The 15,060-nt window shown below is 44.8% G+C and carries 16 protein-coding genes; 4 read left to right on the forward strand and 12 right to left on the reverse strand.

Annotated elements, in window-relative coordinates; genetic code table 11:
• Window positions 1-27: 27 nt before the first annotated feature.
• The 4 genes from trkA to def all read right to left on the reverse strand — a co-directional run bounded on the left by trkA (window position 28) and on the right by def (window position 5,331).
• Window positions 28-1,401 carry a Trk system potassium transporter TrkA gene (gene trkA / locus MARME_RS00065; RefSeq protein ID WP_013659225.1) on the reverse strand — a complete coding sequence of 458 codons (1,374 nt, stop codon included), beginning with the start codon at window positions 1,399-1,401 and terminating at the stop codon, window positions 28-30.
• A 767-nt stretch (window positions 1,402-2,168) separates the two neighbouring features.
• On the reverse strand, window positions 2,169-3,527 hold the full coding sequence (rsmB, locus tag MARME_RS00070; RefSeq protein ID WP_013659226.1) for a 16S rRNA (cytosine(967)-C(5))-methyltransferase RsmB: 1,359 nt from the start codon (window positions 3,525-3,527) through the stop codon (window positions 2,169-2,171).
• A 175-nt stretch (window positions 3,528-3,702) separates the two neighbouring features.
• A complete protein-coding gene (gene fmt, locus MARME_RS00075) occupies window positions 3,703-4,740 on the reverse strand; it encodes a methionyl-tRNA formyltransferase (protein ID WP_013659227.1) in 1,038 nt (345 codons plus the stop codon).
• 84 nt (window positions 4,741-4,824) lie between these two features.
• The gene (gene def / locus MARME_RS00080) at window positions 4,825-5,331 is read right to left on the reverse strand and encodes a peptide deformylase (RefSeq protein ID WP_013659228.1); all 507 of its coding nucleotides are present in this window, start codon (window positions 5,329-5,331) and stop codon (window positions 4,825-4,827) included.
• 304 nt (window positions 5,332-5,635) lie between these two features.
• Here def and dprA point away from each other — a divergent pair, with 304 nt between their 5' ends.
• Entirely contained in the window at window positions 5,636-6,964 is a 1,329-nt protein-coding gene (dprA, locus tag MARME_RS00085; protein ID WP_013659229.1) for a DNA-processing protein DprA, read from the forward strand.
• A 39-nt stretch (window positions 6,965-7,003) separates the two neighbouring features.
• On the opposite strand, the gene MARME_RS00090 is transcribed toward dprA, so the two are convergent.
• Window positions 7,004-7,423, reverse strand: a complete 420-nt coding sequence (locus MARME_RS00090) for an RNA-binding S4 domain-containing protein (RefSeq protein ID WP_013659230.1) — start codon at window positions 7,421-7,423, stop codon at window positions 7,004-7,006.
• 42 nt (window positions 7,424-7,465) lie between these two features.
• Between MARME_RS00090 and cysQ the strand changes: the two genes are divergently transcribed.
• On the forward strand, window positions 7,466-8,329 hold the full coding sequence (gene cysQ / locus MARME_RS00095; RefSeq protein WP_013659231.1) for a 3'(2'),5'-bisphosphate nucleotidase CysQ: 864 nt from the start codon (window positions 7,466-7,468) through the stop codon (window positions 8,327-8,329).
• Window positions 8,330-8,768: 439 nt separating this feature from the next.
• On the opposite strand, the gene MARME_RS00100 is transcribed toward cysQ, so the two are convergent.
• From MARME_RS00100 to MARME_RS00110, 3 genes are all read right to left on the reverse strand, one after another.
• Window positions 8,769-9,293: a DUF4865 family protein gene (locus MARME_RS00100; protein ID WP_013659232.1), complete on the reverse strand. Its 525-nt coding sequence runs from the start codon at window positions 9,291-9,293 to the stop codon at window positions 8,769-8,771.
• 1 nt (window position 9,294) lies between these two features.
• Complete coding sequence (locus MARME_RS00105; RefSeq protein WP_013659233.1) at window positions 9,295-9,696, reverse strand: tautomerase family protein; 402 nt, start codon at window positions 9,694-9,696, stop codon at window positions 9,295-9,297.
• Window positions 9,697-9,826: 130 nt separating this feature from the next.
• A complete protein-coding gene (locus MARME_RS00110) occupies window positions 9,827-10,162 on the reverse strand; it encodes a carboxymuconolactone decarboxylase family protein (RefSeq protein WP_013659234.1) in 336 nt (111 codons plus the stop codon).
• Between the two features lie 150 nt (window positions 10,163-10,312).
• Between MARME_RS00110 and MARME_RS00115 the strand changes: the two genes are divergently transcribed.
• A complete protein-coding gene (locus tag MARME_RS00115) occupies window positions 10,313-11,209 on the forward strand; it encodes a LysR substrate-binding domain-containing protein (protein WP_013659235.1) in 897 nt (298 codons plus the stop codon).
• Between the two features lie 44 nt (window positions 11,210-11,253).
• Here MARME_RS00115 and MARME_RS00120 read toward each other — a convergent pair whose 3' ends face one another.
• Entirely contained in the window at window positions 11,254-11,853 is a 600-nt protein-coding gene (locus MARME_RS00120) for a TetR/AcrR family transcriptional regulator (RefSeq protein WP_013659236.1), read from the reverse strand.
• Between the two features lie 80 nt (window positions 11,854-11,933).
• Here MARME_RS00120 and fabF point away from each other — a divergent pair, with 80 nt between their 5' ends.
• A complete protein-coding gene (gene fabF / locus MARME_RS00125; RefSeq protein WP_013659237.1) occupies window positions 11,934-13,265 on the forward strand; it encodes a beta-ketoacyl-ACP synthase II in 1,332 nt (443 codons plus the stop codon).
• Between the two features lie 450 nt (window positions 13,266-13,715).
• On the opposite strand, the gene MARME_RS00130 is transcribed toward fabF, so the two are convergent.
• The 3 genes from MARME_RS00130 to MARME_RS00140 are packed head-to-tail and all read right to left on the reverse strand — an operon-like array spanning window position 13,716 to window position 14,687.
• Window positions 13,716-14,132 (reverse strand): hypothetical protein, encoded by a 417-nt coding sequence (locus MARME_RS00130; protein WP_013659238.1) that lies wholly within the window; start codon window positions 14,130-14,132, stop codon window positions 13,716-13,718.
• A 32-nt stretch (window positions 14,133-14,164) separates the two neighbouring features.
• The gene (locus tag MARME_RS00135; RefSeq protein ID WP_013659239.1) at window positions 14,165-14,434 is read right to left on the reverse strand and encodes a Txe/YoeB family addiction module toxin; all 270 of its coding nucleotides are present in this window, start codon (window positions 14,432-14,434) and stop codon (window positions 14,165-14,167) included.
• A complete protein-coding gene (locus tag MARME_RS00140; protein WP_013659240.1) occupies window positions 14,415-14,687 on the reverse strand; it encodes a type II toxin-antitoxin system Phd/YefM family antitoxin in 273 nt (90 codons plus the stop codon). The genes MARME_RS00135 and MARME_RS00140 overlap by 20 nt, the downstream gene beginning before the upstream one ends.
• Between the last annotated feature and the right edge of the window lie 373 nt (window positions 14,688-15,060).

Here is a 15,060-nt window from a genome sequence, read left to right on the forward strand (position 1 = left end):
TTTGGTTGTCTGAGTGTTGTGGTGACGTTAGAAGAACGTAAGTCCTACTTGGAACAATTGCTCTACTGCTGGAATTTGTTTCTTGTTGGAGACGAACAAGATAACGTGGTCTTCGGCTTCGATCTTCACATCTCCCGATCCCAATATAATGTCATCGCCTCGCACGATGGCACCGATGGTTGCGCCTTCTGGAAGGTGGATATTTGAGATCTTACGGCCAACGACTTTAGAAGAGTTATAGTCGCCATGAGCGACGGCTTCCAATGCTTCGGCTGCCCCTTTACGCAGTGAGTGAACGTTCACAACATCACCGCGACGGATATAGGATAGAAGACTACTGATGGTGGTTTGCTGAGGTGAGATCGCAATGTCGATCATGCCCTTTTGAACAATATCAACGTAAGCAGGGTTATTAATGATGGTCATGACCGTTCTCGCCCCCAGTACTTTTGCAAGCATGGACGACATAATATTGGCTTCATCATTGTTTGTCAGCGCACAGAAAACATCGGTTGATTCTATGTTCTCTTCCAGCAATAACTCTTGTTTCGATGCATCTCCGTTTAGAACGATTGTACTGTTGAGTGTTTCTGAGAGATATCGACAACGCTCTGGGCTGCGCTCAATAATTTTTACTCGATATTCTTTTTCCAAACTTTGCGCTAGGCGCTCACCAATATTACCGCCACCTGCAATGATGATTCTACGGTATGGTGTATCAAGTGGGCGCAGTTCACTCATGACGTCCAACACATCGCGTTGAGCCGTTAGGAAGAAGACTTCATCGTTTGCTCTAATGTGCGTATTACCATCGGGCTTAATCGCCTGACCATCGCGATAAATCGCAGCAATACGGGTTTGGATGGAAGGCATGTGTTCTTTCAAAAAGCTAATTGGCTGATCGATTAGCGGCCCGCCTGTCTCAGCTTTAACCACGACTAACTGGATTTTGCCCTCTGCGAACTCCATCACTTGAAGCGCACCTGGGTAACGAATTAGGCGGCTTAGATGTTTCGTGACTTCTTTCTCTGGACTGATACGCACGTCGATCGGCAACGCAGCGTCGGAAAATAGTTTTGGGTATTTCGCATAGGCGCTGGATCGAACACGGCCTATTTTTGTCGGGGTTTTGAAAAGCGTGTGTGCAATTTGGCAGGCAACCATGTTGATCTCGTCTTGGTTACTCACTGCGATGAGCATATCGGCATCATTGCAACCCGCTTGATCGAGTACGTCTGGGTGTGACCCACTTCCTTCTACAGTTTGAATATCGAGTCGATCTTGCAGCTCTCGCAGCCTTTGTTGATTACTGTCGACAACGGTAATGTCGTTATCTTCATTTGCAAGATTCTCTGCAAGAGTGGCCCCAACTTGGCCTGCACCGATAATGATAATTTTCATATACTGCCTTAGGAGGAGATGGCTCTCACTCAGGTTCTGATTTGCTAGTATGTTAAGGAAGCGGTGAACAAGACGAGATTACTCACACGCTGAAGTATATCGACTCGCTCGGGTTTTCCTGAAGTACGAATGTCGTTTCCTATCTTGTTAATTCTAAACTCCTTCTTCGTTAGTTTTAATGTCTATTTCAAATTAATTGACTCTTTTTTTCATTGGCTGTGGTAATTCGTAATATATCCGCATACATCCGACCACTTACCTACTCTTTATACAGTCTCTCGTACCACTCTTGTTATCTCTTAAGTCGTCAGATCGACCATCAGAACAGCGGAACTCATCACGCCGACTATTGCCGACATCTGCCGATATCCTGAATCCCTCGCTAGTTGTGCATGTGTTTCCGTTACCATATTTTCTAGTGTTGTAATTAAGTATTGTCATTGAAAGCGCGTTAAGTGTTTCAAAGAAAGTCGTCGATAAACGATCGATTTAGACGGCGCTTTATTTTACAAAAGGCTCTGTTTAAAGAGCTTTGTTTTAGATCGCTCTATTTTTCAGAGAGCTTTGTTTTACAGAGAGCCTTGTCGTAGAAGTAAGTTGCATTAGACAGATAATAAAAAAGGAGTGTTTCACGTGAAACACTCCTTTTAAGGCGTTAGTTGCAGAGTAAGGTTGTAGTTGATGAGGGCGCGGTAGTCAGTTTACTAAAGTCGTTTGACTACGCTCTATCAAGAAAGACAGCTGTCATTCGGTCGTGACGATCATTTTTAATTTTTGACAGCCGTTTTTTGAAACAAGCAATAGTAGAAACCATCATGTCCGTCTCGTTTGGGCAGTAGCTGAATACCGTGATCCGTTTTTGCATTTGAGATGTTCATCGCAAAACCACTATTAATGGTATTCAGAGGAACTTCTAATGCGTTTGAAGTCCGAGCGAGAAAGCGATCTACTTGTTCGCTGTTTTCTTCTGGCATGATGGAACAGGTTGCATAAAGTAAGTATCCGCCCTCTTCAACCACTTGCCAAACGTTATCCAGTAGCGTCGACTGAATTTCGACGAGCTCTGAAATATCAGCTGGCTTTCGGTTAATCTTAATATCTGGATTGCGTCGAATGACACCTGTTGCAGAACAAGGTGCGTCGAGTAAGACCTTGTTGAACGCTGTTTTGTCCCACCAGTTATTTAGGTCACCTGCATCACTCACGATCAACTCGGCTTGATAGCCGAGTCTCGTTAGATTGTCTTCAATGCGTTCGAGTCGCCAAGGTTCCAGTTCAATTGCCGTTAGTTCTTGATTCGGCATTGCCTCAAGTAGATGCCCCGTTTTTCCTCCTGGCGCTGCGCAGGCATCCAATACCCTTTCGCCTTGTTGAGGGTTTATTATCCGAGCAGATAGTTGAGCGGCTTCGTCTTGGATGCTCACAAATCCGCTTTCGAATTTTGGCAATACAAAAACAGGCACTGGATTTTCAATATACAATCCTGAGTCTATAGAGAGTGTTTCACGTGAAACAATGCCCTCCTCATCGAGCCATGATTTATATGTTTCACGTGAAACCTTATCAAGGTTAACTCGAATACACATCGGAGGACGTTCGTTGCTGGCTTCAACAATAGACTCAAAACTGTCAGGCCAGTTCTTTTTAATACGTTTCACGAGCCACTTAGGAAGATTAAATGCCACAGAGGGCTGAGACGAAATCTCTGAAATGATCTCTTCACTGTCTCTTTGATATCGGCGCAAAACAGCATTTATGAGTTTCGTGGCCCAGTCCTTTTTTAGCGTGCGACAAAGTTCAACCGACTCATTTATAGCAGCGTGATCCGGTGTACTCATATGCTGAAGTTGATAAAGGCCTAACAGCAACGTCGAATAGACATCGTAATCACGCTCTTCAAAAGGCTTTGCGAGTAGGCTCAATGCAATCGAGTTCAGCGTCGGGAAATGACGACAAACACCAAAGCAAAACTCTTTTAACAATGCGTGATGATCGAAATCTACTTTGCCCTGAATCTTTGATAATTGAGTCGACAAAGAGCCCTGTTGAAGCAACACTTGTGTGATTACTTCAACGGCGGCTTCGCGAGCGCTAAGTGAAGGTGGGTTTTGTTGAACATCTGACATTCGTGTTTTCTCTTAATTGTTTTATTGACTCACAGGGCCTAGTAAGTCGCTTCGCTCTACTTAACATTATTAGCACTACTACTAACTATCAAGGTATCTATTAAGGAGTAGTGCTAAAGAATGATCTAAGGGTGATCGTTAAGGAATCGTTCTAACGAACAGCGCTAAGGCGTGCTTAAGAATCGGCTTTTAACATCGAGCGCCCGACACTCAAAGAGGCTTTATGCTTTCCATTCAACGCATCTTGAACCGACATCCGTTTACCACTGGGGAACTGAACCGTTTCTAAAGCGAGGATGCCATTACTTGTTTGAACGAATACACCCTCTTTTCCTGATGCGATTATGGTTCCAGAGTTAGACTGTCCTGCTGCAATAACCTGATCCGCGTTAATTCCTTCAATGCTTTCAGAGTTAACAGTTGTCGCTGAATGAATTTTCATTACGCCAGACTCTGTTTGCGTATAGGCAACAGGCCATGGATGTAAGCCTCGTACCTGACGCGCAATGCTTTCAGCAGATGTTTCCCAGTTAACCTCACCTTCTGTCTTGGTCAACTTACCTGCGTAGCAAGTTAACGCCTCGTCTTGTTTTTCCGGCGTAATCGTACCAAGTTTGATTTCCTCAAGCGCGCTAATCAACGCCTCTCCACCAAGCGGTGCAAGCCTATCGTGCAGAGTACCAGAGGTGTCTTCTTCAAGAATGTCACATTCTACTTTGAGTAACATATCGCCAGTGTCTAAGCCGACGTCCATCTGCATAATGGTGATTCCGGTCTTTGCATCCCCTGCTAATAATGAACGATGGATCGGCGCCGCACCGCGCCATCGTGGTAGCAAGGAAGCATGTACGTTTACGCATCCTAATCGAGGCGTATCCAATACCACTTTGGGAAGGATAATGCCGTACGCTGCGACAATCATAATGTCGGCGTTTAGATTGGCTAAGGCGTTTTTATCTTCGTCTAGTTTGAAATTTAACGGCTGATAAACGGGAATATTATTCTCAAGGGCAAGCTGTTTGACCGGGCTGGCAACGAGCTTTTGCCCTCTTCCTGCTGGACGATCGGGCTGGGTATAAACGGCAATGACTTCGTAGTGGTTTTCTTGCGCATTATCCAATACCGCTTGAAGACTAGCCGAGGCAAATTCTGGCGTGCCTGCAAATACAATTCTAAGGGGTTTATCGTGAGAGGTTGTGGTGTCTTGTGACATTCAATTATTCCTTATTCGATAACAAAAAAATCAGGCCGGAGCCTGATCTTTAGGGATTCATCTGCTTCATTTCTTAGGCAATGTCTATGCACGCTTCTTTTGGAGCTTCTGAAGTTTGGACTTGATTCGATTGCGCTTTAGCGGAGAAATGTAGTCGACAAATAACTTGCCGTCCAAATGATCGATCTCATGTTGAACGCAAACTGCCATGAGTTCATCGACTTCCATTTCGAATGGCTTACCGTCGCGATCAAGGGCTTTGACTTTTACCTTTGCAGCTCGGTAAATGTGCTCATAATACCCTGGTACGGATAAGCAGCCTTCTTGAAACTCATTTGGCTCGTCGTCTAATACAACAAACTCTGGGTTAATAAACACCATTGGTTCATTGCGTTCTTCTGAGTGATCCATAACGACAATACGTAGGTGTATATCAACTTGTGTCGCGGCAAGACCGATGCCGCTTTCGTCATACATAGTATCCAGCATATCGTCGATGTATGCTTGAATCTCAGGAGTGACTTGCTCGACCTCTTTCGCGACGGTGCGCAATTTTGGATCTGGGTATTCTAATACGGGTAAAACTGCCATAGCGGTATTCCAAATAGTTCTGTACTGACTTTGTTTTGGGTCGCCCCAAAAAGCCTTATTCGATTCTCTTTATTGTAACTCAAACAAGGCGACAACGCCGAGTGCCTATGGCCGAATTTTGTGCAATATGATTGAATAGCGCCAATAGAAAGTCTTAATCACCTCATGATTAAGTGAAAGCCTGTGCTCAGAAATGTGTTTTGAGGGAGCATTCATGTTACGCCGCTCGGTAATAGCGCTCGTGATGCAAGTAAGTGTGACGTAATAACGACGACAATCAATATGATCAATACAAGGACCGTATATGGATCAAACCTACCTAGACCTTTCGCTAGAGCAATGGTTTTGCCTCAGCTTTATCGACGGCGTTGGCCCTACGAGATTAGCGCGCCTTTATACGTATCTAAAGACATTAGAAACTGACCAAGTTGCAACGCCTTTAAAAGTGGCAACGCCTTTACAAGCCGCAACGACGTTAAAAGACCGTTTAGATATTGAAACCTTGCAGAAACTCAAATGGCCTAAGCCGACCGCCATTCACGCTATGGCCTTTTTACACTCGAATGTTCTGCCTGAAGACGCAGAGAAAAAGCGAGAAGTAACCAAGCATTGGCTGCAAGCTCACGAGCAGCATCACATCGTATTTCGCGATGATGACCGCTTCCCTCGTTTACTTCGAGAAATACCGGTGGTCCCCACGTTTCTTTACGTGCAAGGTCATCCAGCTGTGTTGCAGCATCAAACTTGTTTAGGTGTTGTTGGCGCTCGACGTGCTTCAAGTTTTAGTTGTAAAACCACGCAAGATTGGAGCGCTACGCTCGCCTCGAAAGACATCTGTATTGTCAGTGGTGGTGCCATGGGCGTCGATACTTATGCTCATCAAGGCGCATTGGATGTTCAAGGAAAGACCGTGGTTGTGATGGGCACGGGATTGCTTAATCTCTACCCGAAACAAAATATCGGATTGTTTACGAAGATTGTTGAACAAGGTGGTGTACTAGTAAGTGAATACCCGCTAACAACAGAAGTAAGAGCGCACTTGTTCCCTCCTAGAAACCGAATTATCAGCGGTATCAGTTCTGGTGTACTCGTTGTCGAAGCGTCTGAGCGCAGTGGCTCATTAATCAGCGCTAAGTATGCGCTCGAGCAGAATCGAACTGTCTACGCTGTGCCTGGCCATATTGGCGATACACTCGCATCAGGCCCTAATGCATTGATTCGCCAAGGAGCGACCCTTGTACGTTCCGCGAATGACCTGTTAGAAGACTTAGAGTCGCCGTTTATGTCTTACGCGATTTCATCTAGATCATTTAGAGACAGTGGGTATACGTCGTCTCTTGAGCCCGTGTCCTCAACTGAGCTCGCTTTCTCAACGTCGCCTCTCTTGACGAATTCAGGAGGGGAAAGCGTAAAGGAAACATTCGATGTGCCCGTTCAGAATCGCTTACCGGACTATTTATCTGAGGACGCCAAAACAGTGTTCTCGCATTTAGACCGAGAAAGGGTTGGGTTGGACTTTGACGAATTGATTCGTCTGACAAATTGGCCTGCACCCAATCTGATGCAGACTCTCATGGAGTTGGAGTTAAACAGTTTAATTTCAAATCAACAAGGTATGTATTTAAAATGCTAAGAACCGAGTTAAGCGGTTAACTCGGTTCTTATGCTGAGTTTAGTCAAATGAGTTAAAGACATCTTTTTTGAGTTGTCGTATATCTCGGCGTTCTTTTTTGTTGGGTCTGTGGTCGGCCATAATCCGTCCACCATAGGATTTATTTTCCAGCGCACGACGTTCGCGCTTTTCAATGGACTCTGCGGTCTCTTCATACAATAAGCGCGCTTCTGGCGCGCCTCGGCGTTGTTCGCTCAAAGCGAGTACCTTGATGGTTCTTTCATCCCAACCAAGGCGTAAGCGGATCTCTGATCCGACTTCGACGTTCTTGGCGGCTTTGCCCTTAGATCCGTTATAAATTACCTTTCCTCCGTCGATTGCTTCCTTACAAAGTGTGCGGGTTTTATAAAAACGTGCGGCCCAAAGCCATTTATCTAATCTTACCGCTTGTGGTGAGGCTTGCTTTTCTGCTTTACTCATATGTTATCGCGTTAACCCTAAATTGTTTGTACTGAGGCTGTTATGCAGGATGTTGGTCGCCACCCAATTTTTAAAGCTCTACAAGAAATAATACACAATGCTGCTGATGCTATCATGGAAATTTATCAGCAAGAGGATTTGGGTATTCAACAAAAGTCTGATGACAGTCCTGTAACGGAAGCAGATTTAGCTGCACATAAAGTGATTTCTGAAGGCTTAAAAAAATTAACACCGGATATTCCAATTCTATCAGAAGAAGATGTTAAACCGTTTGAAGAAAGATCCAAATGGCGTCGACTTTGGGTTGTAGATCCGTTAGATGGAACGAAAGAGTTTATTAAGCGCAATGGAGAGTTCAGTATCAATATCGCGTTGGTGATTGATGGTGAATCCGTGTTGGGCATTGTCTATTTGCCAACAACGTCTGAAGGGTATTTTGGTGCGACGGAATCACTAAGAAAACACGATCTCTGGAACGACCTTCCAACGGGCGCGATGAAGTGGCGCGGCGACGATGTGGAAGTGATAAAAGTCAGAGAACCAAACAGCCCTTTTGTCGCTATGACGAGCCGAAGTCACGGCCCCGCGTTACCGGAAGACTTTAAACAACTGTTGATTGAAGAATACGAGCATGTCAGAGAGCTGCCAAAAGGAAGCTCTATTAAAGGATGTCGTATTGCTGAAGGTATTGCTGATTTGCACCTTCGTCGCGGCCCTACATGTGAATGGGATACTGCCGCTCAACAAGCTGTTGTTGAAGGTGCGGGCGGTGTATTGATTACACCAAAGGGCGATCCGTTCCGTTATAATCAGCGCGACACGTTATTAAATGGCCATTTCATCATAGCGAATCCACAGATCGCTGCTCGAGTGGTGAATTGGTATAAGCAGCAAGAAAACGGATAATCTGAGGTTTAGGCAAGGCTTATTTAGGTAAGATAGGAGAGGCTTATTAAACCTACCCTATCTGCCGCCCTTTATTTATTGGTCATTAATCGGGTTACTCGCTTATTAACGTATTAATAGGTGGACTCGCTGGTCTCGGGGCCAATCGCGACGTAACCAACTTGATAGATAACCGTATTCTCGCATTCCTTTATTTCATCCGGCTGCTCAAGATAAAAGCGCCATCTCTGTAATTCCCAACCCTGAGTGTCTAGGGAAGGTATGAACAAGTCCACTGGCTTCAGTGTGTGGATAACTCTTCTTTATTCGAGGCAAGTTTCGCTGTCCAATATTGAGCATATTGGCAAGAAAGTTAACAAAGAATTAAAGAAAGCTTAGCCCACGCCCTTTGGGTCTTTCAGAGAAACAGCCTATCTTCGTTAAGAGTGATTGAAAGGTATTAACATTCCTGCTCACTCTCGCCTTGATAGGCTGTTTCTCTGATAAGACTGAAGCTCATAAGACTCATTCGAACCTTCCCTAGGCTTGCGACATAAGCAACGCAGTTTGTATCTTGTTTTTGCAAACTTCCCTGTGTGTCTTCCTGCTCGAAAAGATCGCTTAACGTGTTATCGGGGTATACAGGAATACTGTCTCGTACAGCGAAAGTTGCCTGCTTGATTTGGTCTGATGTATAGACCGTAAGTGGTAACGTTTGAATGACTTGCGGTCGTCCAAAACTGTCTTCTAAACCTCGAAAGCCATCTGATTTTAGAAAGTTCACCAAGCCAGTCTCGCTTTTCCAAAGGTAGAACGGCGCATATCGATTTATTTTACTGCCCGCTTGTTGTGTAGAAAGCAGATAGGCTTTAAAGCCTAAGCCCGGAAAGCTGTCCAGCTTATGTCCAAGGTTACGAACTCGTGTTTCAATATCAGATATTGGAAACGTGGCGGGTAACGTAAACGAGTATTGTGCGGCAATCATATTAAGCTTCCTTTGGGAGTGTGGCGATGTCGCCGTGACTAAATGACCAGTCTTCGATGTGGTTGTGTGATAACACAAACATGATATCGGCTGGGTCTATATTGAGTGCGACGCTAATTTTCGTGGCAGCAACTTTGTAAAAGCGCGCTTTCATTTCCTTTAATCGAGGTTTTCCTCCTGTAATCTCAATTAAGATCCAATCATTACTGCGTTGCTTTCCTTTTGGCATTGCGTAAGATGTATTGATCGTTCTTTGCGTGCGATCCAGTTTATGAATGATGTGAAATTGATCGTCTCTCGGGACATTGAAGTCCGACACTAAGCACTCCTGTAATGTATTCGAAAGGGATGCAGTTTCAGCATCAGATCTCGTTTGGTCTACATAAATACGTACAAGTGGCATACGGTATTGCTCCTAATATTGCTTTCAAACTGTATCTGAGACCTTTTCGCGGCTTCGCTCGTGATTTTGTACAAAGGTCTCTGCTTGTTCTTATCGCTTGTGCTTTTAACCTTCTTTTTAGCGTGGCATGTCATTTTTGTTCCTGCGCTATCTTCACATCCTTTAGCCTCTCAAATGCCGATGCGGCACATGGCCAGCCTGAATAGAATGCTAAATGTGTGATGACCGCGCTGAGCTCTTCTATAGACACACCGTTCTCGATTGCTCTATGAAGGTGAAATGGCAATTGCTCCCCTCGGTTCATGGCGACCAAAGCCGACACTGTGATTAAGCTTCTTTGCCTGCTGGAAAGTGTTTGCCCTTTCCACACTTGGTTAAACAAGATGTCATCCGTTAGGTTGGCAAACTCTGACGCGATATCGCCAAAGGCTGTTTGAGCGGGTGAATGTGTGTCTCTAGTTGTCATTGCTTTGTCTCCGTGTTGATTCCAGAAGTCGTTACAAGAACGATGGCTTACTGGAATAAGTCGATACAAATAGACTAAGATGGTTTTATGGTTTAAAAAATCGAAATATTTGGAATCATTAATCCTAAAAAACAGGATGGTTATTGAATTGTGAGAAGGCCGACACTTGATTTAGAAGCGTTGCGAACACTGGTAACAGGCGTTCAACTCGACAGTTTTGCTAAAGCGGCGATACAGTTAAATCGTTCTACTTCAGCGGTCAGTGCGCAGCTTAAAAAGCTTGAGGCGCAAACGGGGCACCCGCTCTTGGTTAAGTCGGGAAGAGGACTTATACTGACGCCATTCGGTGAGCGATTACTTACTTACGCTCAAAAAATGTTGATGATAAACGATGAAGCATTTGTAAGTTTTGCTGAGTATGAAATGACAGGCAAAGTCTCAATTGGACTGCAAGAGGACTTTGGAGAGAGGTTACTGAGCGGCGCGCTGGCAACCTTCAGTCGGGCATTCCCAAATATCGAAATTGAAATACAGGTGGCGCGAAACAAAGATTTATTGGACGGGGTTCGCACGGGTAAGTTAGATCTTGCTTGGGTATGGACGGATGGAAGCGTGGCATCAAAGTGGCATGAAGTCATTGCTCAATTTCCAATGCGTTGGATTGTATCCAAGCAGACTCAATTTCCGTTGCCGCCTCCTCAGACAAGCGCCCTTCCCCTCATCATGTTTGAACGCACCTGTTTGTTTCGCGAAGCGGCCATCTGCCAATTGGATCAAAATCAAATTCATTGGCGACAGGTTATGTCGAGTCACAGTCTTGCGGGGATTTGGTCCGCTGTTAGCGCTGGGTTGGGAATGACGGTACGTACCGAAGTGGGCATGCCCGATGACCTTATCTCTATCGATCATGAACTGCCCAGTTTGCCTGATTTGACGCTGTGTGCGCTGTCCTCTCAGGTGACACCATCAGAAGCAGCCTTGGCTTTGAACAAGGTGTTAAAAGAGTCTCTTTTTGAACTGTACCCAAACAGCAGTAAGATACGGTAACAGGCTGCTAACTCTCTACCTCATACTCTCTCTAACTCACTTTATTAACCCTCTCCATGAGTGGGTGCATGTTCGAGTTTTTGGAATACACGTTGCTGCGCTCTTTCTAAAAACGCTTTTTGTTTTTCTATGCTCACAATAGAGCGTGCGACTGTAACGGTTCCGACTAGACTGACAATGGTGTCCTCAGCGAGCACTTTTGCGTTTCTTACGCCTTTACGCTCCATTATCGCGGTCAGGTTATCCACCAAATCGAAATAGCAGGTTTCGTATGCCTTGCGTACCTTTTCTTCTTTATGAGAGGCGTCTGTCACTAAAAACGTCATGGGACTTAAACTCTCTTCTAAGCTGACGTGGGCTTTGCCTAAATACCTTGCGACCAGCGCTTTAAGATTAATGTCTAATGCATTTTTCTTGGCTTTCGCACGAGCCCAATAAGAGTTCGACGCGGCGAATTTAAGCGCTTCTTCATAAAGCGCACTTTTCCCCGAAAAATGGGCGTAAAACGCGCCGTGGGTCATTTTTGCCTGCTTCATTATTTGACCTAGGGTGACAGCGTCAAAACCGTAACGGCAAAACAGCTTAGCCGCAGCTTGTAATATGCGCAGACGAGATTGCTCTTTGTGTTCGGATGAATAAGACATGATACGTACCTAAATATTATCTTGATCATATATTGCCCATATCTAGGATAAGGACATCAGAACTATAGAGGAGAGTTCCAATGACTGGCAAGCAACAATCAGACAATCTTAACTCATTCGACAATGAGCATTCGGAAGCTCGGCCCGATCACGAACGTATTGTTATTACAGGGATGGGGTTAGTGAGCCCGCTGGGGTTAGGTGTTGGCTCGGTTTGGTCTCGTTTAATAAATGGCGAATCGGGTATTCGACCATTGCCGGATGAACTGTGCGAAAACCTACCCACTAAGATCGCCGGACAAGTACCCAGTATTGATGTGCTCGACAACGGCATGGATGAGTCACACTATCTGTCACCTAAAGAGCGAAAACGGGTTGATCTGTTTACTCTTTATGCCTTGGCTGCCGCTAAAGAAGCGCTAGATCAAGCCAACTGGCGCCCTGAAAGCGATGAAGAGAAAGAATCGACTGCGACGATTATTGCCACGGGTATTGGTGGTTTCCCGACCATCACCAAAGCACATTCTACCTTGCTGAATTCGGGACCAAAGCGCGTTTCTACCTTTACGGTACCGGCGTTTCTTGCCAACCTCGCAGCGGGCAACGTGTCGCTAAAATATGGGTTTAAAGGCCCATTAGGTACACCCGTTACCGCGTGCGCCGCTGGTATACAAGCAATCGGTGACGCGATGCGTTTGATTCGAAGCGGTGAAGCAAATATTGCGCTTGCTGGTGGCGCTGAAGCTTGTATTGATCCGCTCTCCTTAGCGGGATTTGGTGCACTAAAAGCACTATCGACTCGAAACGAGACGCCTGAACAAGCTTCTAGACCGTTTGATAAAGACCGAGACGGCTTTGTTATGGGCGAAGGTGCGGGCTTGCTCGTGATTGAATCCTTAAGTCATGCTTTAGCGCGCGGCGCGACGCCTTTGGCTGAAATTGCAGGTTATGGCACCAGTGCCGATGCATATCATTTAACCGCTGGTCCAGAAAGCGGAGAAGGTGCTGCGCGCGCCATGAAGGCGGCCGTAAAAATGGCTGGGATCGACGTAGCGGATATTGGTTATGTGAATGCTCATGCCACGTCTACCCCCGTTGGTGATAAAGGTGAAATCAATGCTTTGAGAGCCTTGTTTGGCGAGCATGTCCACGAGGTCTCTATCTCTTCAACGAAATCGTCAATCGGACATTTACTCGGCGCAGCGGGTGGTGTTGAAGCCATTTTCAGTGCACAAGCACTAAGGACTCAAACTATCCCACCGACGTTAAATCTAGAGGAACCCGAAGCCAGCATGGCGGATTTGGATCTAGTGCCGTTGGTGGCGAAGGAAAAGGCATTGAATTATGTCTTGTGCAATGGGTTTGGTTTTGGGGGAGTAAACGCCGCGATAATATTAAAGAGAATGTCATAGAAAACGACCTTTTCCGAAATAGCTTTGTATGCCGTGTACTCGAACCCTCATTTACTAAAGTAAACTGCGGTACTGCGTGCACGGCATCCTTGTTCTGTCGACAAAATCCTTTTTTTTGTATTGCCCTTCTAATTTGTTTTATCTAAATCATACTTGTTTTTGGATTGGAGTCGACTCGACTTAATTGTTAGTCGGCGCGCTGTATATAGAAAAACTATTAGCTGGATTTTAAGTGTTATTCGTGGAAACCTCCTTCTCTTTCTCCTTCCATTGATTCCAAGCTCTGTTAGCTTCAGAGATTCTGCTGTCCTTACTGTTATGTAATTCTCCTATTGTCTTCTGTATTTCCTGTGATGGAGGTTTCAACTGCGCAAGCTTCGATATTGTTATTGGCTCTAGCAATTTCTAACATCATCAAATGGCGTTTCTTTCCTAAAGAGATTATCTATACTATTGATAGTTGAGGTCATATATTCGCCACTCAATGTGTTCGACCACATTGAGCAAACTATCTTCGATAGTTTTTGAACGCCAATTTGGGGTTTGAAAGCACGTGGATTTAGAGTCCGAAAGAAGAAGAACTCTCCTTGCGAGAGCATGAAGAACATTGGCAGACTTTAAAGCTTTTTTATACTCTGATCTAAGGTGCTCTTCGAGCTTTTCCTTCTCCTGCTTTTTCCAACCAGTAATTGCGACCCAGATGCCAGATGATGCAGCAAAAATTGAACCGAACGCCGCGAGAGCACTAAAAAATTCCTTTTTTAATAAACTGTAAACGGCATATTGATCAATGATTAATGCACATAATGCTATTCCAGTTAATAGGCCGAGGATTGCGAAGTAAAGCTCTCTAAACGTAAATTTCATACTGTCCTGGTTAGTGCATCTTATGATTTTTGTTAGTAGCCCTCGTAGTGCCCGCCTATTGCGAAGACATAGATATACCCGTCATCGAATGAGTAAATTAAGCGGTCTTTTTGCGAGATTCGCCTGGACCAAAGTCCTGTGAGGTTGTGGCGAAGTTGCTCTGGTTTGCCTATTCCTTGGCTTGGGTCGTTTCGTACTAGATTTTTTAAGAGGTTACAGAGTGACTTATGTAGTTTTGCATCTCGTTTTCGAAGTTCTTCGTAGACTTCCCAAGTTTTCCCTTCAAATACCAGTGATCTCATTCATTTCCTCGCTGGTTGGCTTATATCCCTGATTGCTCGAATGAGTTTGTAATGACTCTGCAATTTGTTTCATCAAGCTAGCGTTCTGGAGAACATAGAGTGTTTCCTGCTCTCTTTCCCAGTCGTCGGCGCTAATGACAACAAAATCTTCGCCTGCTCTACGGGTTACTTTGAGCGGGGTGTGGTTTTCCGTTACCTGCTCGATAAAGGCTTTCAGTTTATCTCTGAATTGATTTACGCTCACCGTATTCATATCCACCTCTCAGTTGTACGGAAATGTCGTACAAGTATAGATAATAATCTAATAAATAGTAACCTTTGAATTAGATAATATCTTGAGAGGCTCACGTTGCTTTTTCTTCGAAAAACTTTCGTATTACAGCAATAATCTCGTGCTCTTTTTAGAAAAGGATACAGAGCAATAAAATAATATCTGTATCTAGGGAACATTTTTTGAATAAACGTATTCAAACGTTAGGGTAATTTTTAATCCATTTTTTATACACCTTGATGAGCAAATGGAAACTTTTTGATTTGCTACATAGGTCGCAAGCAACATGTTGCCTTGAGAGTCGCCATTCTTTGTAGCGTCTTCGAGATATATAAAAAAGCGGCGCTACTTAGGG

This window comes from Marinomonas mediterranea MMB-1, from assembly GCF_000192865.1.
Lineage (GTDB): Bacteria > Pseudomonadota > Gammaproteobacteria > Pseudomonadales > Marinomonadaceae > Marinomonas > Marinomonas mediterranea.